This is a genomic window from Thermoanaerobacter ethanolicus JW 200, assembly GCF_003722315.1.
GTDB lineage: Bacteria > Bacillota > Thermoanaerobacteria > Thermoanaerobacterales > Thermoanaerobacteraceae > Thermoanaerobacter > Thermoanaerobacter ethanolicus.
Genome location: NZ_CP033580.1, coordinates 830,570 through 855,615 on the forward strand (window position 1 = coordinate 830,570; position 25,046 = coordinate 855,615).

At 34.2% G+C, this 25,046-nt stretch carries 18 protein-coding genes; 16 read left to right on the forward strand and 2 right to left on the reverse strand.

Translation table 11 applies throughout. The features are described from left to right. The first annotated feature begins 1 nt into the window (after position 1). The 16 genes from EB239_RS04035 to EB239_RS04110 all read left to right on the forward strand — a co-directional run bounded on the left by EB239_RS04035 (position 2) and on the right by EB239_RS04110 (position 23,425). A complete protein-coding gene (locus EB239_RS04035; RefSeq protein WP_003869884.1) occupies positions 2-1,168 on the forward strand; it encodes a mannitol-1-phosphate 5-dehydrogenase in 1,167 nt (388 codons plus the stop codon). Positions 1,169-1,382: 214 nt separating this feature from the next. Beyond that, positions 1,383-2,660, forward strand: a complete 1,278-nt coding sequence (locus EB239_RS04040) for a transposase (RefSeq protein WP_003869069.1) — start codon at positions 1,383-1,385, stop codon at positions 2,658-2,660. 543 nt (positions 2,661-3,203) lie between these two features. Continuing rightward, positions 3,204-6,968 (forward strand): 5'-nucleotidase C-terminal domain-containing protein, encoded by a 3,765-nt coding sequence (locus EB239_RS04045; protein ID WP_003869883.1) that lies wholly within the window; start codon positions 3,204-3,206, stop codon positions 6,966-6,968. Between the two features lie 131 nt (positions 6,969-7,099). After that, positions 7,100-8,635 carry an IS1182 family transposase gene (locus EB239_RS04050; RefSeq protein ID WP_003869882.1) on the forward strand — a complete coding sequence of 512 codons (1,536 nt, stop codon included), beginning with the start codon at positions 7,100-7,102 and terminating at the stop codon, positions 8,633-8,635. Positions 8,636-8,696: 61 nt separating this feature from the next. Then, positions 8,697-9,662: a tRNA dihydrouridine synthase DusB gene (gene dusB / locus EB239_RS04055; protein ID WP_042835457.1), complete on the forward strand. Its 966-nt coding sequence runs from the start codon at positions 8,697-8,699 to the stop codon at positions 9,660-9,662. A 274-nt stretch (positions 9,663-9,936) separates the two neighbouring features. Then, positions 9,937-10,698, forward strand: coding sequence for a TSUP family transporter (locus EB239_RS04060; RefSeq protein WP_003869880.1), 762 nt, complete (start codon positions 9,937-9,939; stop codon positions 10,696-10,698). 38 nt (positions 10,699-10,736) lie between these two features. Next, positions 10,737-11,507, forward strand: coding sequence for a hypothetical protein (locus EB239_RS04065; RefSeq protein WP_003869879.1), 771 nt, complete (start codon positions 10,737-10,739; stop codon positions 11,505-11,507). Between the two features lie 478 nt (positions 11,508-11,985). Then, positions 11,986-13,071, forward strand: coding sequence for a LacI family DNA-binding transcriptional regulator (locus EB239_RS04070; RefSeq protein ID WP_003869878.1), 1,086 nt, complete (start codon positions 11,986-11,988; stop codon positions 13,069-13,071). Between the two features lie 19 nt (positions 13,072-13,090). Continuing rightward, positions 13,091-13,693, forward strand: a complete 603-nt coding sequence (locus EB239_RS04075; RefSeq protein WP_003869877.1) for a substrate-binding domain-containing protein — start codon at positions 13,091-13,093, stop codon at positions 13,691-13,693. A gap of 305 nt (positions 13,694-13,998) precedes the next feature. Then, a complete protein-coding gene (locus tag EB239_RS04080; protein ID WP_003869876.1) occupies positions 13,999-15,756 on the forward strand; it encodes an ABC transporter substrate-binding protein in 1,758 nt (585 codons plus the stop codon). A 17-nt stretch (positions 15,757-15,773) separates the two neighbouring features. Beyond that, a complete protein-coding gene (locus EB239_RS04085; RefSeq protein ID WP_003869875.1) occupies positions 15,774-16,766 on the forward strand; it encodes an ABC transporter permease in 993 nt (330 codons plus the stop codon). After that, on the forward strand, positions 16,763-17,605 hold the full coding sequence (locus EB239_RS04090) for an ABC transporter permease (protein ID WP_003869874.1): 843 nt from the start codon (positions 16,763-16,765) through the stop codon (positions 17,603-17,605). The genes EB239_RS04085 and EB239_RS04090 overlap by 4 nt, the downstream gene beginning before the upstream one ends. A 5-nt stretch (positions 17,606-17,610) precedes the next feature. Beyond that, complete coding sequence (locus tag EB239_RS04095; RefSeq protein WP_003869873.1) at positions 17,611-18,564, forward strand: ABC transporter ATP-binding protein; 954 nt, start codon at positions 17,611-17,613, stop codon at positions 18,562-18,564. After that, positions 18,561-19,499 carry an ABC transporter ATP-binding protein gene (locus tag EB239_RS04100; RefSeq protein WP_003869872.1) on the forward strand — a complete coding sequence of 313 codons (939 nt, stop codon included), beginning with the start codon at positions 18,561-18,563 and terminating at the stop codon, positions 19,497-19,499. The genes EB239_RS04095 and EB239_RS04100 overlap by 4 nt, the downstream gene beginning before the upstream one ends. 67 nt (positions 19,500-19,566) lie before the next feature. After that, positions 19,567-22,038 carry a beta-mannosidase gene (locus EB239_RS04105; protein ID WP_003869871.1) on the forward strand — a complete coding sequence of 824 codons (2,472 nt, stop codon included), beginning with the start codon at positions 19,567-19,569 and terminating at the stop codon, positions 22,036-22,038. A 46-nt stretch (positions 22,039-22,084) separates the two neighbouring features. Further along, complete coding sequence (locus tag EB239_RS04110) at positions 22,085-23,425, forward strand: GH1 family beta-glucosidase (protein ID WP_003869870.1); 1,341 nt, start codon at positions 22,085-22,087, stop codon at positions 23,423-23,425. Between the two features lie 66 nt (positions 23,426-23,491). Here the strand turns inward: EB239_RS04110 and EB239_RS04115 are convergent, their stop codons facing one another. Together EB239_RS04115 and EB239_RS04120 are read right to left on the reverse strand one after the other, a co-directional pair. Further along, positions 23,492-24,286 (reverse strand): metal ABC transporter permease, encoded by a 795-nt coding sequence (locus tag EB239_RS04115; protein WP_003869869.1) that lies wholly within the window; start codon positions 24,284-24,286, stop codon positions 23,492-23,494. After that, the gene (locus EB239_RS04120) at positions 24,279-25,043 is read right to left on the reverse strand and encodes a metal ABC transporter ATP-binding protein (RefSeq protein WP_003869868.1); all 765 of its coding nucleotides are present in this window, start codon (positions 25,041-25,043) and stop codon (positions 24,279-24,281) included. Before EB239_RS04120 ends, EB239_RS04115 begins: the two co-directional genes overlap by 8 nt. Between the last annotated feature and the right edge of the window lie 3 nt (positions 25,044-25,046).

The window sequence follows — 25,046 nt, forward strand, 5'->3', positions numbered from 1 at the left end:
CATGTTAAAAGCGGTTCATTTTGGAGCAGGGAATATAGGCAGAGGATTTATAGGATATTTGTTGTATAAGTCTGGATATGAAATAACTTTTGTTGATATATCAAAAGAATTAGTAGAAAGCATAAATAATTATAAAAGATATAATGTGATTATTTTAAAAGATAATGTGGAAAAGGAAGAAGTAAAAAACATAAAAGCTATTCATATCGAAGATGAAGAAAATCTATCCAAGGCTATTGTAGATGCAGATATAATTACGACTTCAGTAGGAGCTAATAATCTTAAGAGCATAGGGGAAAAATTAAGAAATTATTTAAAGATAAGAAAAGCTAACATTGATAAACCTTTGAATATAATGGCATGCGAAAATGCACTGTTTGCAACAAATATACTAAAAAATAGTATATTGGAAAAAGAGGATAAAGATTTTATTGAGTACGTAAATCAAAAAATTGGTTTTCCTAATACGGCTGTGGACAGGATAGTACCGAATGTAGATATAAAGAAAGAACTGCCAATAGATGTAGCAGTTGAAGATTTTTATGAATGGGATATTGACAAAAAAGCAATTATTGGGGATTTAAATATCAAAGGGGTGGAACTTGTCGCTGACCTTGAACCTTATATAGAGAGAAAATTATTTTTATTAAATGGAGCCCATGCTACCACTGCATATTTAGGATATTTAAAAGGGTATAAATATATACATGAAGCGATTGAAGATGGTTTTATAAGAAATATAGTCTATAAAATGCAAGAGGAAGCTTCTAGCGCGCTTTCTAAGAAACATAATATAAAAATTGATAATTTAAGAGAATATTCAAATAAAGTAATAAAAAGGTTCAAAAACTCCTATTTAAAAGACGAAGTTGTAAGAGTGGGAAGAGAGCCTACAAGGAAATTGTCTGGAAATGACCGGTTAATGATGCCTGCCAAACTTTGTTATGAAATTGGAATTACGCCTGAATTTATACTATATGGTATAGCTGCAGGGTTTTTGTTTGATTATAAGGAAGACCCTCAAGCTTGTAAAATTCAAGATGACATTAAAAATTTTGGCTTAGAAAAAACAATAAGCAAAATTACAGGTTTAGAAGAAAATAGTGATTTATTACATGAAATTGTAAAGAAGTATAAAGAATTAAAAGAAACTTTTAGGAAAAGATGATATAGATTGGATTCTATATCGTCTTTTTCACTTTTTTCTTTTGTAATGAATAGACTTGTGCAAAATTCAGAAGCCTTAATTTAAGCCATTCTACAGACATACTTTTTTCCTATCACTCTTGAATTTTTTATCTTTTATGTAGGATTTCCCCTCCCATTTGTCGAATTATTATATATACACTATAAAAAATTTTTTAAGAAGGAGGAAATCCTACATGTACCAGCTTCAATTGCTTTTAAATATACCTGAACTCTTTACCTCTCAGTCTAAAATTGATTTCTATTCTTCTATGTTTGAAAATCTTGACCTGTCTTCAATACCTGAATTCCCTTCCTCTAGTCCTGGCCGTAAGGGTTATTCTCACCATGCACTTTTTAGAGCTTTTATTGTCATGAAAGCTGAAAGATTCGGCACAATTTCTGACCTTTTAGATTATCTCCGCAATAATCTTATCATTGCTCATCTTTGTGGCTTCGACATTTCTAAACCTCTTCCTTCTTATTGGACTTTTCGCCGTTTTATTAATGACTTCTCTCATGATTATTTGACCTCTATTTTTCAAAATCAGGTCAATATCCTCAAAAATATGGGTATTATCTCCGGTGAGTTTATTTCCATGGATTCTACCCCTATTAAAGCTAACACTAAGTTAAATAACCCTAAGTCTTTTTCTAAAAATAAATTCTCTAAAGATAATCAGCCTAAGTCAGATAAGGATTGTAAATTAGGCGTTTATTCTGCTTCTAACGATTCTTCTAATAAACGCTATAAGTTTTATTGGGGCTATAAAAATCACATTATTGTTGATGCTATCTCTGGTTTACCCATCGCTGAAACTACTACCCCCGCTGATGCCCCTGATTTTGAAGCCGCTTTATCTTTGCTTGAGAAGACTAATAAGTGGTTTAACCTTAAGTATGTTAATTTTATTGCTGATAAAGGCTATGATGTTAAGAAACTTTATAATTATGTTAGAAATATTCTCCACGGTCATTGCTTTATTCCTCTTAACAAGCGTAATTCTAAAAATCCCCCTCTGACTGATGATGGTTATATGGTCTGTGAAGCGGGTATTAAAATGCTTAAAGATGGCAAGCAATATTTTGATGGTTTTATTAAGCAAAAATTTGTTTGCAAGTTCTGTAATTCTAAGGATGATTCTGCCTGCCCTATAAATCATCCTAAATATTTTAATGGCAAAAAGCATAGAGGCTGTACTAAGTATGCTATTATATCTTCTGATTATAGGTCCTCTATTAATAGAGACTCCCTATATTTTAAGGCCGTCTACAAATTGAGAATTGAATCAGAAAGATATAATTCCCGCTTTAAAGCTCTGGATTTTGAAAAGGCTTATGTTAGAAATATTAATTCTGTGAGCAACCTTAATACTTTTGGCCATATTACTTTGCTTACTGTCGCTATTGTAGCTATTAAATTGGGCAAATATGATGAGTTTAGATCTCTTGTTGCTTTGATGCAATCGGCCTAATTTTTATTGAATCTATTTCATGCCATTTTTTAACATTTGACTTCTACAGGATATTTATGCCCTTTTTTAGCTCCTCTTTTTGTCTTTTCTTTTCCCTTACCACTTCCTTTATGTTTGATTGTCAGTGTTGATTACTATATATTGTATGTAATACATATTTTGGTTTTTGATTATGATTATTTTAATTAATTTTGCACATCCCTATTGTAATGAAAGCTATCGTTATAAATTTAAAAATGTTTACAATACTAAGTAAACGTATAAAATAAAGAGCAAATGGGAGTAAAATTGGGAATAAACATGTGATATTGCCCTAAATCGCTGTTGAAGGTCAAAAAAGTCTTTTATATAATTATATTAAGACTTGTCTGACATCTGATGTATGATGTACTTTACACAAAATTAATAATAGTTTAACTTATATTTAACACTCCGCTGGTATACTTAAAAAGTCTAAAATTTTTCCTGTAATTTTTATGGAGGTGGTTGTTGAAAATCTATTTGTTTTCTAAGAACAAAAATACTAGTAAAAGGAGGATGTAAATGTTTAGGTCAAGGCCAAGGATACTTGCAATATTTGTTGCAGCAATAATGGTATTTAGCATGTTTTTCTCTGCGGTACCGCAGATAGCCTTTGCTGCAACGTCAAAAACATTTGACTTTATAGAAGTCACCGATTTTCACGGTTATTTACAAAATGACGGTAAATTAAGTGATGGAACAATTTATAAGCAGCAAATAGCAGGTGTTTTGGCAAAACAAATTAAAGACATAAAAGCTCAAAATCCTGACAGAACTGTAATTTTATCTGGCGGAGATATGTTCCAGGGAACGCCGCTTTCCAACGTCTTAAAAGGACAACCAGTCATTGAAATGATGAAAAATATTGGTTTTGATGCAATGACTCTTGGAAACCATGAATATGATTGGGGAATTGATTCGGTAATTGATACGCAAAATGCTACATTGAAAAATTCTACAATTCCTGTTCTTGCAGCAAATGTGTATGATAAAACAACGGGGCAATTGGTGAATTATGTAAAACCCTATGTAATGATTGAAAAAGATGGAGTAAAAATCGGCATAATTGGCATCGTAGACAATAAAGAATTTCCAAATATAATAATGCCTGCATATATACAAAATGTTGATTTTAAAGATCCTGTTCCAATTGTAAATGACTTAGCACAGCAGTTAAGACAACAAGGTGCGCAAATAGTTGTTGTACTGGCACATATGGGCGCATATCAAGATAAGTCAGGTAATGTAACAGGCAATCTTATAGACTTTGCAAAGCAAGTTCAAGGTGTAGATGCGATATTTGGTGGACATACACATTCAATTGTCACTACAAGAGTAAATGGAATTCCTGTAGGGGTTGCTTACTATTATGGCAGAGGATTCATCGATTTAAAGATAACATTAAATGATGATGGCACAGTTACAACAGGCGATATGCAATACATTGATATTACAGGTTTGTATTCTACACAAAATCCTGTAGTGGATCCTGAAGTACAAGCCATTGTTGATAAAGCTGTTCAAGATGTAGGACCAATATTTAACGAAGTGATAGGTCAAGCTGCAATTGACTTGACAAGGACTCAAAGTGCGCAACCTTATGGAGACTCTCTCTTAGGCAATTGGGCAGCACAAGTGACAAAGGATGCAGTTGGAGCAGATTTTGGATTTGCCAATAATGGTGGGCTTAGGATAGATATTCCAAAAGGCGATATAACTGTTGGAATGATGTATCAGCTGATGCCTTTTGACAACACAATAGTTACAATGAAAATGACAGGGGCGCAAGTAAAAACTATCCTTGAACAGGCTGTTCAAGATGGAGGAAAAGGCATACAAGTTGCAGGACTTTCCTTTAAATATGATCCAAGTAAACCCACCATGAATAGAGTATTTGACATGAGAAAGTCCGACGGAACGCCAATACTCATGGATAAAACTTATCTTGTTGCGACAAACAACTTTATGGGCACTGGCGGAGATGGCTTTACAGGATTTACAGACCCTGATATTGTAAAAACTTATGTTGACACATATAAGCTTGTAAGAGATGCATTCATAGATGCAGTTAAAGCCCAAAAGACAGTTACTTCAAAAATAGATAATAGAATTGCACCGGCTAAAATGAGTGATGCGACAATAGCAGTACTTGCTACGTCAGATATACATGGCAATATATTCCCATGGGACTACAATACTGCAAAACCAGCAAATCAAGGTCTTGCAAAGGTATCTACTTATGTAAAACAGGTAAGAGCGCAATATCCTTATGTGGTATTAGTAGACAATGGAGACACAATACAAGGAACACCACTTTCTTACTATTATGACAAGATAGATACCACTACAGAGTATCCATTAGCAAAAGTAATGGGAGCAATGAAATACGATACCTGGACATTGGGCAACCATGAATACAATTATGGGCTTGACGTTTTGAATAGGGTTATAAATGATATGAGAAATGAAGGCATACATGTGCTTTCAGCAAATACTTACAAAGATGACGGAACAAACTTTGTTGACCCTTACTATATTAAGACATTTGATACGCCACAAGGACCTGTAAAAGTGGGTATATTAGGCCTTACGACTAAAACTATACCATCATGGGAAGATAAAGACCACTATGCAGGATTACACTTCAATGACCTTGTAGAGGAAGCAAATAAGTGGGTACCCAAGTTAAGAGAAGCAGGAGCAGATATAATAGTTGCTACAATTCATTCTGGTGAAGAGTCACCAACAGATATAATACCAGAAAATCAAGTTATTGCTGTAGCAACGCAAGTAAATGGCATTGATGCAATAGTTGCAGGACATACACATGCTATTATATCACAGCATACGTATAAAAACCCAGCAGGCGAAACAGTGATAGTGACAGAACCTGGTAGATGGGGACAATATGTATCACAGATAAACTTTAATATAAGCAAAAATGCTGATGGAAAATGGGAAATAGATAGCAAATGGAGTGCAACTATAAAAATGGATGATTCTGTACAAGCAGATTCAGATATTTTAAACCTTGCACAACCATATCAAGATGCAACACTTAAATATATAGGAACAAAAATCGGTGTTGCAACAGGTGACTTCTTAGGTACTGAACAGACAGTAAAAGAGACAGCTATAATGGACCTTATCAATAAAGTTCAAAAATATTATGCAAAAACTGATCTGTCAATTGCTGCACCACTTAGCAGCTCAGCGAAGATATTGAAAGGCGATATAACAATTCAAGACATCATGGGTGTATATGTATATGAAAACTATTTGTATGGAATAAAGATGACTGGGAAACAGTTAAAGGACTGGATGGAATGGTCAGCAAGATATTACAAACAAGTTTCCTCGCCAAATGATCCTATAACAAAAGATCCTACTTTGAATATACCTGATTACAATCTTGACCAATTGTACGGTGCAAGCTATGTAATAGATTTAACACAACCAGCAGGACATAGAATTAAGAATCTCAAAGTCAATGGCAAACTTGTAAAAGATGACGATGTATTCACAGTAGCAATAAACAACTATAGATTCAATGGTGGTGGCGGATTCATGCAAGCTGCTGGAATAACAAATCCAGAAATTGTATTTGATTCTGCAAAAGCTTATGGCGATGACGGACAGGTAAGGAATTTGATGATTAGATATATTCAAGAGCATGGTACAATTACACCAACTGTTGAAAATTACTGGTATGTATCAACAACTCCTGTGGCAGAAGAAACACCATCACCAGTAACACAGCCAACACCTGCTCCAACTCCGCAACCACAACCTGCACCACAACCAACGCCTGCTCCAACTCCACAACCGACACCAGCACCACAACCAACGCCTGCTCCAACTCCGCAACCACAACCTGCACCACAACCTGTATACAACTATGGCATTGTAACTGCATCAGCGCTTAATGTGAGGGCAGGCGCAAGTACTTCAAGCAAAATTATAGGAGTACTTCCTGCCGGAAAAGTTGTGACATTGCTTGAAGAAGTCAACGGCTGGTACAAGATTGACTACAATGGCAAAACAGGATACATTTACGGCAAATACGTTGCTGCAACGCCAAATCCGTCAAAGGTAACTGTTTTGAAAGCTGTAAAAGTCACTGCTAAGAGCGGATTAAATGTAAGAGTAGGGAATTCTATAAATGCAAAGAAGATAGGAGCAGTACCATATGGTACAGAACTAAAAGTAGTTGGAGAATATAATGGATGGTATCAGATACAGTATAATGGCGGATTTGGATATGTATACGCAAAATATACAAAATAGGAGCTAAAGAAGAGAAAAGCTGTGGGAAACCGCAGCTTCAGACTGTTGACAAAATATCGGGAACCCGTTATGATGAGAAGGGTTCCTTGTTATTTTAGTGGTATAAAGCAAAAGAGGAGAGGAGAAGGAAGATGTTAACAAAGAAACAGGATGCAAGACATCAAATAGAATTTGTAAGCATAGATCAATTAGTACCAAAAGACCACCTTTTAAGAAAGATAGAAAAAGTCATAGACTTTAGCTTCATATACGATTTAGTAAAGGACAAATATTCCGAAGATCACGGCAGACCAAGTATAGATCCAGTAGTATTGATAAAAATACTGTTCATTCAATATCTTTTTGGTATACCGTCGATAAGAAGAACAATAGCAGAAATAAAAACAAACGTTGCATATAGATGGTTTTTAGGGTATGGACTAACAGAAGAAATACCTCATTTTTCAACATTTAGCCAGAACTACATAAGAAGATTCAAAGGGACAGACATATTTGAGAAAATATTTACGAAGATTTTAGAAGAAGCAATAAGGCATGGGTTAGTAAATGCAGAGGAAGTATTCATAGATTCCACTCACGTAAAAGCAAGTGCCAATAAGAAAAAATATACAAAAGAAATAATAGAACAAGAAGCCAAGACTTACCAAGAAAAACTAGAAGAAGAAATAAACAAAGATAGAGAAGCTCATGGAAAAAAGCCATTAAAGAAAATCAAGACGATAAAGACGAAAGAAGTAAAAGTAAGCAAAACAGACCCAGATAGTGGAATGTTAAACAAAAATGAAAAAGAAAAATGTTTTGCATATTCCTTTCACACAGCCTGCGATAAAAACGGATTTGTATTAGGAGTAAAAGTTGAAGCAGCGAATGTACACGACAGCGTAATGTTTGAAGAAGTACTAAAAGAAGTTGAAAATAGGGTAGGAAAACCGAAAGCAATAGCAGTAGATGCAGGATACAAAAATCCGTACATATTAAAGACAATATTTGATAGAGAAATAATACCAGCAGTGCCATACACAAGACCAAAAACAAAAGACGGTTTTATGAAGAAACATGAGTTTGTGTATGATGAATATTATGACTGTTACATATGCCCGCAGAATGAAATACTAACATATGTTACAACCAATAGAGAAGGATATAGAGAATACAAATCAAACCCAGAAAAATGTAAAAACTGTCCTTTAAGAGAAAAGTGTACCCAAAGTAAAGACTACACAAAGAGGATATTCAGGCACATATGGGAAGGATATGTAGAAGAAGCAGAACACCTAAGGCATACACCTTACTGTAAAGAAGTATATGAGAGAAGGAAAGAGACAATAGAGAGAGTGTTTGCAGATTTAAAGGAGAAGCATGGTTTGCGATGGACAACATTAAGAGGGAAAGAAAAATTGTCCATGCAAGCGATGCTTGTTTTTGCTGCCATGAATTTAAAGAAAATGGCCTTATGGTTATGGAGGAAGGGCAAAGGGCCCTTTGACATTTCAAAACTTTATCCATTATTTGGAGTTTTAAAGAAAATTTTATCCAGATATATACAGCCCCTGTTTTCGGTACTAAGAAAACAGGGGCTAAAATTTTACTTTGTCAACAAACTGAAGCTGTGGGAAACCGCAGCTTTTCTCTTTTGCAAAAACTGTTGGAGAGAAGAAAATATGTGATAAAATATATAGGTAAGTGGATTATATACAGGAGATTTACAGCGAAAGGGATGAAATAAGTTTGAAAATAGGCGATGTAGTTTTAAAAAATAACGTATTTTTATCTCCTATGGCAGGGGTTACAGATAAGCCTTTTAGAGTGATTTGCCAAGAAATGGGTTGTGGCCTTGCATACACAGAAATGGTTAGTGCCAAAGGCCTTTATTATGGCAGTGAAAATACAAAAGTGTTGACAGATATTGATGAGGAAGAGAAGGTGGCTCTTCAAATATTTGGTTCTGATCCAGATATTATGGGGGAGATAGCAAGAAGGCTAAATGATAGCAAAGCTTTAATTCTCGATATAAACATGGGATGTCCTACCCCTAAAATAGTTAAAAATGGTGATGGAGCGGCACTTATGCTGAAACCAGAATTAGCAGAAAAAGTAATGGAATCTGTTGTGAAAGCATCAAATAAACCTGTGACAGTTAAAATAAGAAAAGGGTGGGATGATAATCATGTAAATGCAGTAGAGATAGCACAAATTGCTGAAAAGGTTGGCGTTAAAGCAGTAGCAGTACATGGAAGGACGAGAGAACAATTTTATTCTGGAAAAGCTGACTGGAGTATAATAAAAAAAGTCAAAGAAAGTGTAAAAATACCTGTTATAGGTAATGGCGATATATTTACACCAGAAGATGCAAAAAGAATGTTGGAGGAAACGGGATGCGATGCAATTTTAATAGGACGAGGGGCGCAGGGTAATCCCTGGATATTTAAAAGAACTGTACATTTTTTAAATACCGGAGAATTACTTCCCGAGCCGACAATACAAGAAAAAATAGAAGTGATTATCAGGCATTTGGAAATGATGATAGAATACAAAGGTGAACGTACAGGTATTCTTGAAATGAGAAAACATATTGCTTGGTATTTAAAGGGATTATATGGCAGCGCTAAACTCAGGGAAGCAGTATTTAAAATGGAAAAATATGAGCAAATAAAAGAGTTTTTATTAAATATAGCAAAGACCTATGCAGATTGAAGACTAACTTTTTATTGTATTAAAAGTCTCCTGCTTATATCCTTAAGTGCATTTTAAGTATCTAAGTATGCCTAAGGCTTGCTTTGAGCAGAGGGGACACACTAAGATACTTCGAAATGCACTTTGCGCAAAAAAGAGGAAGCTTATTAAAAAACTTGTCTACAGCCTGAGTCCTGCAGCGATTTTAGCAGGACTTTTAAAAGATAAGTGACAAAATGTAAAAGAGATGCTATTATAAATTGAGGAGTATTTTATTTACCTTGAGGTGGTAACGTTGTCAATTGAATATATTGTAGCACTTTGCGGTATAGGATTTGCAGCTGCTTTTATTGATTCTATAGCGGGTGGAGGCGGTATAATAAGCCTTCCAGGGCTTTTAGTACTTGGAGTACCTCCAGCTTTTGCGCTTGGAACTAACAAATTTGCTGCTTCTTGTGCTTCTTTTACTAGTTCTTTAACTTTTATAAAGTATAGAGTGTATGATGGAGATTTGTTAAAATACTTGGTATTTGGGACTTTATTAGGTGCAATTCTTGGAGTCAAAACTGTACTTTTGTTAGATAGCTCGCAATTAAGGATAATTATAATTATTCTAATGATGTTTGTTGCAATATATACCTTGTTTGTTAAAAATATAGGCAATGAAAACAAATTTGAAGGCGTTAATAAAAAGACTATTGCAATAGGCCTTATAATTTCTATAATTCTTGGCTTTTATGATGGCTTTTTTGGACCGGGAACAGGTTCATTTTACATTTTTTTATTCTTAACACTTTTGAATTATGATTTTAAAATAAGTGCAGGAAATGGGAAAATACTGAATTTTGTAAGCAATATAACTTCACTAATTATGTTTGCGTTACATGGTAAGATATTGTATTCTATTGCAATTCCCATGGCGTTAGCAATGATACTGGGGGCAAGATTGGGGACAAAGCTGGCTATAAAAAATGGAGCTCGGCTTATAAGGCCTATATTGATTTCTGTCACTTTGTTGTATGCAGTGAAAATGATTTTTGATATAACAAATCATTAAAGTAAGACATGCACAAATAAAAGGGATTAACCACATATATGTATCATGGAGATGATGCATATATGTGGGAGGAAAATAGAACAAAAAAATATAAAGGAATTGACATTATAGAATTCTATCAAAAAGAGGCAATTAAAAGGAAAAACACAATACCCAAAAAAACTTTTTATAATAGATTTTTGAAAATTGGAGACCACATAATGATATCAAAACCCTATGAGGAAAAGTTTGAAGAGAAAAGATATAAAATCAGCCTTTATGAACTGTTAAAAAACGTATATTATGAAGAAGTATTTGGGATAAACATTTCTTCCAAAAGAAAAAAAGAAGTCTATCGCAACAATATCTCTTTTGAAAATTTTACTATAGGCGATATTGTTTTAGCCACAAGCCCGGGATTTCACATACAAGGTGCTATTAGACATGCTGCTATATTCGATAGCAGAAGATATCATGGGAGCGTTGATGATGAATGCTTACTCACTGCAGAACCAAATAAAGGAGTAATATACGAGTCTATTCGATTTTATCATGAAAACTTTGGAGAAGCATGGGGACTTTATGTGCCCAATACCACTTTACAACAAAGAATTGCAGTTGTCGATGAAATAGCAAAACATATAGGAGAGAGATATTATTGGAGTGCTCATAAAAGCAACTCAAAAGTTTGGTATTGTTCATTGGCTCCTTGGAGAGGATATTATAAAATTACAGGTATTGATATTGACTATAATGACGGATATTGGGTTTTACCTATTGACATTTTTATGAGTGAATATACTGAAGTTTTTGAGTATTCAAGGGGATAGTATGTACTATCCCTCAGTTTGTTGACAAAGTTAAAAAATTTTCAAAGGAGATATTTTGCATCGTCGCTCCGATGTTCCAAAGCGACAAAACTAAAGCTCGACCTTCAGGCTGTTGTAAGATGTCTGATAATTTGAAAACAAAAAGAAAATCAAAAGTCATATTGACTTTTGTAAATGTTATATTATATAATAATTCCGTAAACACGTGTTTATAAGATTGTGTTATAAAGATTCTTAATAACATATTGCTTTTAAAAATAATAGCATAATATAGTGTTAAAAAATATGGCACTTCTTTGCATGGTAAGATTTAAAAAAAGTACAGGCGTAATACCGAGATATGACTTGAAAAATAGAGAACAGAATAAAATAATTTTTTGTAGCAGGTGAGGGCTTCTTTTGTTGAAATATAAGGAAATTTGTATTATAATTAGAGAAACACGAATTTATAATTATCTCTTAATAAGGAGTAAGGTGCATGAATAGCAAGGATATTGCAAGGATTGCAGGTGTTTCACGTAGTACAGTTTCAAGAGTAATAAATAATTATCCGAATGTTCCGCCTGAGACTAAAGAAAAGGTCTTAAAAGTTATCAGGGAATATAATTATGTTCCTCACGCTTCAGCAAGGATGCTTAGAGGAAAAAGTTCAAAAACTATTGGATTGGTGATAGTTGATTTAAAGAAAAATAGTGATATTCATAAGGTGTATGATAATGTTTACTTTGGGCCTTTTACGACGGCGGTTATTGATTTTGCGAATCAATTAGGCTATAACGTGCTTGTGATAACTGTTTACAAAACAAGAGATTATAAGAAAATAAGAGAAGTCTTTTATAACAAGACTATAAATGGGGCAATCTTTATTGGAGTAAAAAATGATGATCCAGATATAAAAAATTTAATTGAGGCTGGATTGAAGACTGCTGTAATCGACCAGGAAATTAGGGAAGATGAAGATGACGCTTTTAACAAAAGCATTATAGTGAACATGGATAATGTAAATGGTGCGTATGAAGCGACAAAATATCTAATCAATTTAGGGCATACGGAAATTGCTCATATAACAGGTGATATGGAAAAACTTTCTGGATTTGCAAGATTAGAAGGATATAAAAAAGCATTGAAAGAAGCGGGTATTCCCTTTAAAAATAATTTAATTGTAAAAGGAGATTTTGTTGAAGAAAGCGGTTATAAAGCTGCATATAAATTATTTAAAAAAGCAAAACCGACTGCAATTTTTGCATCAAACGATCAAATGGCTATAGGAGCTATGCAGGCTTTAGAAGAGATGGGATATAAAGTGCCTGAAGATGTTTCTATAATCGGATTTGATGATATTACAATATCTCGTTATTTAAAACCTGCTTTGACGACCATGAGTGCATCTTTATTGCAAATGGCGGAATTGGCGGTAGAAAATTTGATTAAGTCTATTGAAGAAGAAATAGCTATTACAGCTAAATTTGTTGTTCCTGTAAAACTTGTAGAAAGAGAATCCTGTAAAAGAATTGAAATGCAAAGAGAAAAAATAAATGATAAATATGCACTAACTATGAAATAAAGGCGTTACGCCTTTATTTATGAATATTTGTAAACACGTGTTAAGTAACAATAAGAAAAATGACTATATCAATTCGGCGAATGAAAAAGGGATTTATGATGCAATAAATTACTTAATTCAAAATGGGCATAAAAAAATAGGATTTATTGGTAATAACGAATGGTCATATAGTTTTAAAAAACGTTATCAAGCGTATATTATGTATATGGAAGAATTTAAGATACAAATCGACGACAAATTTGTGTGGCTTGATATAAATTTAAAAGGGCCAAATTTTTTAGAAGACATGGATTATTTTAAAAAGAAAATAAATGTAAATGATACTGATTTTCCAACCGCTTGGATATGTGCCAATGATAAAATTGCATTGGCATTTATGAGGTCTTTGTCTGAATTAAATATAAAAGTTCCTGAAGACGTTTCTGTGATTGGCTTTGATAATATTGAGATGGGAGCGATTTCTTATCCTCCTTTAACTACTATAAATGTTCCTAAACAACAATTAGGCGTAAAAGCTATTCAACAACTTGTATATCGAATAAATAATCCAGAGAAAATATATGAGGATATTAGGTTAAACACGAATCTAATTGTTCGTGGTTCGGTAAAAAAAATTACGTAAAAAATTTTTAAAGTGAATAATAACGTGTTCATTAAAAACTTTATTTCTTTTGAAAATATTAGAATATAGTTTTTGTAGTGTTAAATAGTGATATGCGTGATATTAGAATGTAGAATATTAAAGAATCCATCAAATAATAAACACGTTTTTATAAATTTAATACAAAACCAATTTTACGATAGCCTAAAACAAGAGGCTGAGAGGCCTTTTGTTTTAAAAAATTCAATGAAAGGGGGAATATGAGGAGTAAAATAAAATTTTTTAAAATAAAAGGAAACAACAAACCAAAAAGGGGGATTTTTAGGATGAGAAGGCTGTTAAGTCTATTATTAGTGTTAATGCTAATAATGGGCGCATTAGCAGGCTGTGGACAAAAGAGTCAAGAAACAAGCGATAAATCGAACCAGCAAAATGCAAATACACAGCAAGTTGCACAGGAGACAACATATCAAAGAAACGAAACAGTATACTTTGGAGGTGGATTATGGAGCCCGCCCAGCAACTGGAATCCGCTAACACCATGGAATGCTGTAACAGGTACAGTTGGATTAATTTATGAAACACTATTCAACTATGACCCGCTTAAAAACGAATTCATACCATGGTTAGCAGAGAAAGGTGAATGGACCTCTGATAATACTTATCAAATCACTTTAAGAGACGGGCTCACATGGCAAGATGGAAAACCTTTAACATCAGAGGACGTAAAATTCACCTTTGAAATAGCAAAACAATATTCTGAGATTTATTATAGCCCAATGTGGCAATGGTTGCAATCTATAGAGACACCGGACAACAAAACAGTAATATTTAAGTTCTCAACTGTAAACTATCATGAATGGGCATATAACTTATATCAAATACCTATTATTCCAAAGCATATATGGGCAGATAAGTCAAAAGATGATATGTTAAATGGTGCAAATGAAAAGGCTATAGGTTCAGGACCCTATTTATTTGACACTTATAGCAATGATCGTATGGTTTACAAGAGGAATGACAACTGGTGGGGCATAAAAGCAATGAATATGACCCCAGCACCAAAGAGAATAGTTTATTTAATTGTGCCTAGTAACAACGTTGCATTGGGAATGCTAATGAAAGGTGAATTAGATTTAAGTAACTTTTTCCTTCCAGGTATAAAGACTTTGAAAGCTAACTACGGTATAACGACTTTTTATGATAATCCGCCATATATGATTCCAGATAATACTGTGTTTATGTTTATCAATACCACTAAATCTCCATTAAACAATGTTGAATTAAGGAAAGCAATGGCATATGCGATCAATCCTAAGGTAATAGCAGAAAAAGTATATGAAAATCAAGTAGAACCAGCAAATCCATTAGGATTTGTGCCGGCTAAGGCTTGGGAAGAATATTATGATAAAAATGTAGTTAATAAATATGGCTATACCTATGATCCAGAAAAAGCGAAATCAATTTTGGATGCAGCAGGATTTAAATTAGGAAGTGATGGAGTAAGGACAGCACCCGATGGAAAAAGATTTAAGTTAGAGATTAGTGTGCCATATGGTTGGACAGATTGGATGGAAGCAGCTAAAATTGTTGCAGATCAATTAAAGGTAGTAGGAATCGATGCAGAAGCTAAATTTCCAGATTATAGTAAATATTATGAGGATTTAACGAAAGGAACATTTGATTTATCATTTAATAACTTTGGCAGCCAAGTCACGTCAACTCCATGGACTTTGTATAATTGGCTATTTAACAAAGTTCAAGAAAACGGTCCTCAGAATAATGGAAACTTTGGGCGCTTTGATGTGCCAGGATTACAAGACTTAATAGCAAAATTTAACCAAACAAAGCTAGGAAGTCCAGAAGCCAAGCAAGCAGCTGCACAACTTGAAGAGATTTTCTTAAAGAATATGCCAGCTATACCACTTTGGTACAATGGTCTCTGGTTCCAAGCATCAAATGCAGCATGGGAGAATTGGCCAACAGAACATGACCCATATGCTTATCCAGTTACTTGGGGTGGCAGATGGCAAACAGGTGGGACAATGATGTTGATGAAGATAAAACCGAAAGCTTCGCAATAATAAATGGGGGTATATAAATGTTACGGTATTTAATAAAGAAGTTGTACATTTACATTTTGACTTTCTTTTTTGCAGTAACTATTGACTGGCTAATCCCCAGGTTTATGCCTGGGGACCCCATTCTTGTATTAGTTTCAAGATTTTCGGGGCTACCAGAGTCAGCAAAAGTAATGTATGGGTATCTAATCAAAGCTTTTGGCTTAGATCTACCTTTATGGAAACAATACCTTAACTTTTGGATAGCATTGTTTAAAGGTGATTTAGGAATTAGCATTTATATGTATCCTAAACCGGTTCTAGATGTTATAGCACAAGCTATACCTTACACATTAGTAGTGTTATTGCCATCAATTTTACTAAGTTGGATAGTAGGGAACTATATAGGAGCAGTAGCAGCGAGACATAGAAGCTTAGATTCCAGAATGTTACCAATTTTTTATATAATTACATCTATACCATACATGTGGTTAGGAATACTATTAGCATGGGCATTAGGAGTTGTTTTTGGGATTTTCCCTATTGCAGGAGCTTATAGTTTTAGTATGAGACCGAATTGGTCATGGCAATTTGTAGTGGACTTTTTAAGACATTGGATATTGCCTTTTTTGTCTCTCTTTATAGTGCAAATTGGTGGTTGGGCGATAGGTATGAGGAATTTGATAATATATGAACTTGAAGCCAATTATTCAAGATATTTAGAAGCGTTAGGAGCATCAGAAGGGCTTATTAGGCGATATGCCTTTAAAAATGCTATACTTCCACAGATTACAGGTTTAGCCTTACAATTAGGTACAATCGTAGCAGGGTCCATAGCAACAGAAGTAGTATTTTCTTATCCAGGAATGGGATATATGTTATTGCAAGGTATATTAAATCAGGATTATTTTTTGGTACAAGGAGTCTTCTTGTTTATAATCATAGGGGTATTACTTGCGAATTTCTTAGTTGATATACTATACATGATTGTTGATCCAAGAATTAGACTAGGACTTGGAGGAGAAAATGTATGAAAGAGTTTATATATTTTGCGTTTAAAAACACGAAATTTAAGATAGGCTTGACAATATTACTATTTTTTCTGATATTGGCTATAATTGGACCTTATATTTCTCACTATAAAGATCCATTGGAGTATGTCAGTATGAGCAATCTTCCTCCAAGCAGAGAAAACTGGTTAGGGACAACAACCTTTGGGCAAGATGTCTTTACCCAGTTTGTATACGGACTCAGGTCGACATTTTTTATTGGGTTATTTGGAGGAGGACTTGCCACAATAATAGGGCTTTTAATTGGTTTTATAGCAGGATACAAAGGCGGATTATTAGACGACCTTTTAATGATGTTGACGAACATATTAATAGTAATACCTACCTTAGCTTTACTCATAATCATAGCAGCCTATTTACCCTATAGAGGAATAGGGATACAAAGCGTGATAATAGGTTTGACAGCATGGCCATGGACAGCAAGGGCTGTACGTGCCCAAACACTTTCTTTAAGGTCAAGAGAGTTTGTGAATTTAGCTAAAATAACAGCATTGAGACCATTAAAAATAGTTTTAGAAGAAATAGCGCCAAACATGATGTCTTATGTAGTAATGGTATTCATATTGCAGTTTGCAGGAGCAATATTAGCAGCAGTAGGATTGGATTTTATAGGATTGGGACCAACAAGGGGAATTTCATTAGGCTTAATGATGCAGTACTCAGTATTATGGAACGCAATCCAACTAGGAATGTGGTGGTGGTTTGTTCCTCCAGGGTTGGCAATCACAATGATAGTCAGTTCCTTATATTTTCTCAATATAGGTCTTGACGAAATATTTAATCCAAGGCTGAGGGAGGAGTGACCGAATTGATACAAATAGAAGGATTACGAATTTATTACAAAACATTGCATGGTGACGCCAAAGCATTAGATGATGTAACTTTTACAATAAATGACAAAGAAATATTAGGTATAGCAGGGGAATCAGGCTGTGGTAAGTCAACCCTGGGTAATTCATTGATACTTTTAAAGCCGCCAATGAAATATGTATCAGGAGAGGTAAAGATTAACGGAGAAAAATTGCCAATAGACAATAATACTGAAATGAGGAGGTATCGTTATAAGAAAATTTCTCTTATTCCTCAATATGCTATGGATGCTTTAAATCCCACCCGCAAAATAGGGAGGATAATAAGGGACTTAGTAGGGCAACACAAAATAAAATATGAGGGAATAGAAAAAAGGCTACATGAACGTTTAAATATGGTAAAACTTTCAAAAGATGTTCTTAATATGTATCCTTTTGAACTCTCAGGTGGGATGAAGCAGAGGCTAGTATTGGTAATATCGACTTTATTAAATCCCGACCTCTTAATAGCAGACGAAGTCACATCAGCCCTTGATGTATCTTCTCAGAAAGCAGTTTCGCTGATGTTTAAGGAGTTTAGAGATAGGGAGATAGTAAACTCAATAATATTTATTACCCATGATATAGCAGTTTTATACCAAATAGCGGATAGGATAGTTATAATGTATGCAGGGAAAGTAGCGGAAATTGGTCCGACAGAAGAAATAATAGCGAATCCTTTGCATCCCTATACAAAAGCTCTGATTAAATCATTGCCTAATGCAGGAATACGTCATACAAAAGAAAAATTAGAGGGTATCCCTGGTCATCCTCCCAATCTCATAAATCCTCCAGCAGGATGTAGATTTAGAGATAGATGTCCATTTGCAGATGAAAACTGTTTAGAAGAGCCACCACTTAAAGAAATCAATAAAGGCCGCCTTGTGGCTTGTTGGAAGGTGAAGGATTTATGATCAAAGCAAAGAATCTTACAAAGGTTTTTAATTCAGGGTTTTTGTTTAGTAAAAACACAATAACAGCAGTAGATGAAGTAAATTTTGAAATAGGCAAAGGAGAGATTTTAGCTTTAGTAGGTGAAAGTGGCAGTGGAAAGTCTACAATAGGTAAAATGATGTTAAAATTGCTAAAACCAAGTGGTGGCCAAATTTTACTTGAGGACAAGGATATCTTTAGCATATCAAATAACAAAGAGTTTTACTCAAAAGTTCAAGGAATTTTTCAAGACCCATATTCCTCTTTTAATCCTATATTTAAAGTAAATAGAATATTTAAATTAGTAAGACAATCCTTTAAAAAAGAAGTGCCTGCATCAGAATGGAATGATAGAGTAGAAAATGTATTAAAGAAAGTGGGACTGAATGCTGGAGATGTGTTAAACAAGTATATACACCAATTGAGTGGAGGACAGCTTCAAAGATTATTAATAGCAAGGGCGCTACTGATGGATGTAGAGGTATTAGTAGCAGATGAAATTACTAGTATGTTAGATGCTTCAACTCGTGTAGATGTTTTAGAAGCATTGCTTAGCTTAAAAGAAATAGGAGCTGCTATAATGTTTATTACCCATGACCTTTCGCAGGCGTATTATATAAGCGATAAGATAGTGGTTTTGTATAGAGGGTCAGTTGTAGAGATGGGCTCAATAGAAAAAGTCTTTTCTAATCCGAGACATCCTTATACACAGATGCTATTAGACTCAATACCACAATTAGACAGAAAATGGGAAACTGACAGAATTGATATTGAAGATTCGGACAAAAAGCAGGCTATATGGAAAGAGGGACTATGTAAGTATATAGATAGATGCCCTATAGCAGATACAAGTTGCTTTAAACCTACACTTAAATTAGTAGAGGAAGACCATTATGTTGCTTGTGTAAAACTTTGATTAAAAATAGAAATTAAATTACAGTAAAAATGGTAAGGCAAGAAAATTTAAAAAAGGTGATTTAATTATGGAAAAGCGAATTTCTTTAAATGGAACATGGCATTTTAGAGAGGCAAATGCTAGTGAATGGTATGAAGGAGAAGTTCCAGGATGTGTTCAGCTAGATTTAATAAGACTAGGGAAAATAGAAGATCCTTATTATCGCATGAATGAAATAAAGTTTCATAAATTAGAAGAAAAAGAATGGGTTTATAGGAAAGAATTTGACTTTGATGTAAAAAACAAGGATGAATTTGACGCAATAAAGTTAATTTTTGAGGGAATAGATACTTTTGCTGATATTTATTTAAATGACATACACTTAGGAAGAACACAAAATATGTTTATACCACATGAATTCAACGTTAAGGATGCTATAAGATATGGGGAAAATATATTAGAGGTACATTTTGATTCACCTATAAAGACGATAAAAGCTGTGGAACAAACAAGTTCTGTAAAACTTGAATGGTCAGGAGAAAGTGGCAGGCCTTATGTGAGAAAAGCACAATATTCATTCGGATGGGATTGGGGTCCAAGGATAGTCCAGGTAGGCCTTTGGAGAGGCGTGTATTTGTCTTTAGTAAAATATGCAGAGATAAAAAATCCATATTTCCATACAGAAAAAATTGAGCAAAACAAAGCTTACGTGGCAATAAATGCAGAAGTTGAAAGTTATACGCAAAAAGATCTTGAAGCTAAAATAGAAATAATGCATAAAGACATTTCATATGGGAAGAAGCGAGTAAAAATTCAGAAGGGCAAGATAAAAGCCTCAATGATTATAGACAATCCTAAATTGTGGTACCCAAATGGATTTGGAGAACAGCCTCTTTATGAAGTGAAAATAACACTTTTAGCGGATGAAGAAATAATAGATGAAAAAAGTTTTAAAAGCGGAATAAGGACAGTTAGATTAATAAGAGAAAAAGATGAAGAAGGAGAAAGTTTTATTTTTGAAATAAACGGTGTAAAAGTTTTTGCAAAAGGAGCCAATTGGATACCAGCTGACAACTTATTACCTAGATTGACCAAAGAAGATTATTACGAATATATAAGACTTGCAAAAGAAGCGAATATGAACATGCTACGAGTATGGGGAGGAGGGATATATGAAGATCCAGCATTTTATAATGCCTGTGATGAGATGGGCATAATGGTATGGCAGGATTTTATGTATGCCTGTGCCCAATACCCTGACCAACTTGAATGGTTTCAAAAATTAGCAAAAGAAGAATCCGAGAAAGTCATATTAAGTCTTAGAAATCATCCTTCAATTGTATTGTGGTGTGGGAATAATGAAAACAATTGGGGATTTCACTCCTGGTGGGATAATGGAGATCCAAAATATTTGGGCAATTACATTTATAAGGAAATATTACCTAAAGTGTGTGCAAAATTAGATCCGTCAAGGCCTTATTGGGTATCAAGTCCTTATGGAGGAGAAGATCCAAATAGAGAAACTGAAGGCGATAGGCATCAATGGAATGTGTGGAGTGGATGGGTAGACTATGAAGAGTACACAAAAGATAAGGGCAGATTTCTTAGTGAATTTGGATTCCAATCAATGCCAGATTGGAAAACAGTACTTTCTTACACATCTCCTGAAGATAGGACAATACTGAGTCCAGTTATGATTTCTCACAACAAAATGGTTGAAGGAATGGAAAGATTAGTAAGGTTTATGGTAGGACACTTAGGATTTCCTAAAGACCTTAAAAGCTTTGTTTACTTAAGTCAATTTAACCAAGCAGAGGCTATAAAAACAGGTGTAGAACATTGGAGGTCAAGAAAATTTAAGACAGCAGGGACATTGTACTGGCAGTTTAATGACTGCTGGCCTGTAGCTAGCTGGTCTTGTATTGATTATTACAAGAGGAAAAAAGCATTGTATCACTATTCAAAGAAATTTTATGCAGAAATTTTACCATACATAAAAGAGGAAGATGGGGGTATCACAATCTATGGCATAAGTGATTTGGTGCATGATAAAGAAGTAGAGGTAACTATAAAAGTTTTCAAACTAAATGGTGAAAAAATTGCAGAGAAACAGTTAAAAACGAGATTAATAGCAAATGACGTTACAAAAATAGCTCACTATAAAATTGAGGAATTAAATATTGGGTACAGTGTAAAGGAAATGCCTATAGCAATACCGGGGTGTACATTGCCAGTAGAGAAAAATGGAGAACTACTAGATAGTGTTATATATGTAGAAATAATTGCTGATGGCAAGACTTATGAGAATTATAAAGTGTTTGATAAATTTAGAAATTTAAGTTTAATAGAACCCAAAATTAATTATCAAATAAAAAATGATTTAATAGTCTTAACAACAGATGTTCCAGCATTTGGAGTGTTTATAGAGCCCGAAAATGATATAGATTTATCTGACAGTTGTTTAAATATGATGCCAGGTAAACAATATGAAGTAAAATTTTCACAAAAACCCGAGAGTGTTGAAGTTTTTGACATTACTCAATTAGTAGCAAATATATAAAGTAAAAAAGTTTCAACAATTACCATTAAAGATAGGAGTGATAATATTGATAAAATTTCCAAAAGATTTTCTTTGGGGAACTGCTACATCATCATACCAAATTGAAGGAGCTGTAAATGAAGATGGGAGGACTCCTTCCATATGGGATACATTTTCAAAGACAGAAGGGAAAACCTATAATGGCCACACAGGAGATGTAGCCTGTGACCATTACCACCGCTATAAGGAAGATGTAGAAATATTAAAAGAAATAGGAGTAAAAGCTTACAGATTTTCAATTGCATGGCCAAGGATTTTCCCTGAAGAAGGGAAATACAATTCAAAAGGGATGGACTTTTACAAAAGATTAGTAGATGAGTTATTGAAGAAGGACATAATGCCAACCGCGACAATTTATCATTGGGATTTACCACAATGGGCGTATGACAAAGGAGGGGGGTGGCTAAATAGGGACAGTGTAAAATGGTATGTAGAATATGCCACGAAACTATTTGAAGAATTAGGGGATGTAATACCCTTATGGATAACCCATAACGAACCATGGTGTGCATCAATATTAAGCTATGGGATAGGAGAACATGCGCCAGGGCACAAAAACTACAGAGAAGCACTAATAGCAGCTCATCATATACTACTTTCCCATGGAGAAGCAGTAAAAGCCTTCAGAGAAATGAATATAAAAGGGAGTAAAATTGGTATAACACTAAACTTAACCCCTGCATATCCTGCCAGTGAAAAAGAAGAAGACAAATTAGCAGCCCAATATGCTGACGGATTTGCTAACAGATGGTTTTTAGATCCAATATTCAAAGGCAATTATCCAGAGGATATGATGGAATTATATAGTAAAATAATTGGAGAATTTGACTTTATAAAAGAAGGAGATTTAAAGACTATAAGTGTTCCGATAGATTTTCTTGGAGTCAATTATTATACAAGAAGTATTGTAAAATACAACGAAGATTCCATGCTAAAGGCAGAGAATGTACCGGGTCCAGGTAAGAGGACGGAGATGGGATGGGAGATAAGCCCAGAGTCTTTGTATGACCTTTTAAAAAGGCTAGATAGAGAATATACAAAACTGCCTATGTATATCACAGAGAATGGAGCAGCATTTAAAGATGAAGTGACAGAGGATGGACGAGTACACGACGATGAAAGAATAGAATACATTAAAGAGCACTTAAAAGCAGCAGCAAAATTTATAGGAGAAAGAGGTAACTTAAAAGGATATTTCGTATGGTCGCTGATGGACAATTTTGAATGGGCCCATGGATATTCAAAAAGATTTGGGATAGTTTATGTGGATTATGAGACGCAAAAGAGAATATTAAAAGACAGTGCATTGTGGTATAAAGAGGTAATACAGAAAAATTCTATTGAGTAGTAAATGATAAAAAGCAAGAAGAGGCTGTTAAAAATTTGATTGTCAAACAGCCTCTTCTTCTTTTATTTACCTCTTCTTTAATGAAACGAGTCCCATTATTAAAAGCGAGACGAGAACTATACTTCCACCGGGGGATAAGTTTAAGTAAAAGGATAGAAATATTCCTGAAAAAACTGATATAAAGGAAAAGAGTATTGCATAAAATATTGTCTGTTTAAAGCTTTTGGCGATTCTTAAACTTGCGGCAGCCGGTATTACCATTAGGGCTGAGACTAAAAGCGCACCTACAATTCTCATGGCGAGGGCAACAGTTAAAGCTACTAGTATTGTAAAGAAGAAATTGATATAGCTTACGGGTATCCCTGAAATTTTTGCGGCTTCTTCATCGAAAGTGATGTACAATAACTCTTTGTACAGCAACATAATTGACGCCACTACAACGATACCGAGAGTTGAAATCAAAAGGACGTCAGTGTTTGTTACAGACACAATACTTCCAAACAGATAATTCATTATGTTGGCTGCGCCGCCACGAGATAAGCTCAAAAGAATTATGGCAATTGCCATTCCTGCAGACATTACTATGGCTATTGATATTTCTGAATACCTGAAATATGTCTTCCTCAGTCTTTCTATTCCAAAAGAAGCTAAAAGTACTACAATTATGGAACCTAATGTAGGATTTATTCCAAGTAAAATACCTGCTGCCACTCCTGCTAAAGCAACGTGAGAAAGGGTGTCTCCTATTTGTGAAAGCCGTCTTAGGACAAGAAAGCTACCTGTTAAAGGTGCAATTATTGAAATAATGCTTCCGGCTATAAATGCTCTTCTCATAAATTCATAGGAAAAAATATCAATCATTGTTAACACTCCCATTGTGATGATGTTTTGCTATTTTTACTGGATATCCATATACTTCAGCTAATTCTCCTGCTGTAAGGTCGACGGCTTCACATTTTTCATTTATTTTACCTTCACTCATGCATATTATCCTTGATACTTTATCAGTAATTGCCCAAACGTCATGGGTTACCATTACTATAGTTATACCTTTTTCTTTATTTAATTTTTCAAGGATAGTGTATAAAGCCTTTTCAGACTTTGCATCAATTCCCGTTGTAGGCTCATCCAAAAAAAGTATTTCTGGTTTTACAACTAAAGAGCGAGCTATGAAAACCCTTTGTAGTTGTCCCCCCGATAGTCTTCCTATTAAACTGTGCTTATAATCGAGCATGTCTACAATTCTTAAAGCTTCATATACTTCTTCCCAATCTTTTTTAGAAAGTCTTTTAAATATTCCTTTCTTTGCGTATAATCCCATTGATACTACTTCTTCTACACTGGCAGGAAAAGAGGCATTAAAGGAATAAGACTTTTGGGGTACATAACTTATAAAAGACCTATTTTTTATATTTTGCAGCTTTACTCCATCGTACAAAACTTCACCAGAAGTGGGAATGAGATTTCCTACCATAATGTTGACTAAAGTGCTTTTTCCGGACCCATTAGGTCCGATGATTGCAACAAATTCTCCTTTATTTATTTTTAAAGAGATATTATTTAATATTTTTTTAGTGTCATAAGCAAAGCTGACATTCTTAAGTTCAACCAAGTTCATTTT

Coding starts and splice junctions, on each gene's coding strand:
- EB239_RS04100 (WP_003869872.1), top strand. CDS start 18,561: ATGATCAAAGCAAAGAATCTTACAAAGGTTTTTAATTCAGGGTTTTTG.
- EB239_RS04115 (WP_003869869.1), bottom strand. CDS start 24,286: ATGATTGATATTTTTTCCTATGAATTTATGAGAAGAGCATTTATAGCC.
- EB239_RS04105 (WP_003869871.1), top strand. CDS start 19,567: ATGGAAAAGCGAATTTCTTTAAATGGAACATGGCATTTTAGAGAGGCA.
- EB239_RS04035 (WP_003869884.1), top strand. CDS start 2: ATGTTAAAAGCGGTTCATTTTGGAGCAGGGAATATAGGCAGAGGATTT.
- EB239_RS04045 (WP_003869883.1), top strand. CDS start 3,204: ATGTTTAGGTCAAGGCCAAGGATACTTGCAATATTTGTTGCAGCAATA.
- EB239_RS04075 (WP_003869877.1), top strand. CDS start 13,091: ATGAATATTTGTAAACACGTGTTAAGTAACAATAAGAAAAATGACTAT.
- EB239_RS04080 (WP_003869876.1), top strand. CDS start 13,999: ATGAGAAGGCTGTTAAGTCTATTATTAGTGTTAATGCTAATAATGGGC.
- EB239_RS04120 (WP_003869868.1), bottom strand. CDS start 25,043: ATGAACTTGGTTGAACTTAAGAATGTCAGCTTTGCTTATGACACTAAA.
- EB239_RS04090 (WP_003869874.1), top strand. CDS start 16,763: ATGAAAGAGTTTATATATTTTGCGTTTAAAAACACGAAATTTAAGATA.
- EB239_RS04040 (WP_003869069.1), top strand. CDS start 1,383: ATGTACCAGCTTCAATTGCTTTTAAATATACCTGAACTCTTTACCTCT.
- EB239_RS04070 (WP_003869878.1), top strand. CDS start 11,986: ATGAATAGCAAGGATATTGCAAGGATTGCAGGTGTTTCACGTAGTACA.
- EB239_RS04065 (WP_003869879.1), top strand. CDS start 10,737: ATGTATCATGGAGATGATGCATATATGTGGGAGGAAAATAGAACAAAA.
- EB239_RS04050 (WP_003869882.1), top strand. CDS start 7,100: ATGTTAACAAAGAAACAGGATGCAAGACATCAAATAGAATTTGTAAGC.
- EB239_RS04085 (WP_003869875.1), top strand. CDS start 15,774: ATGTTACGGTATTTAATAAAGAAGTTGTACATTTACATTTTGACTTTC.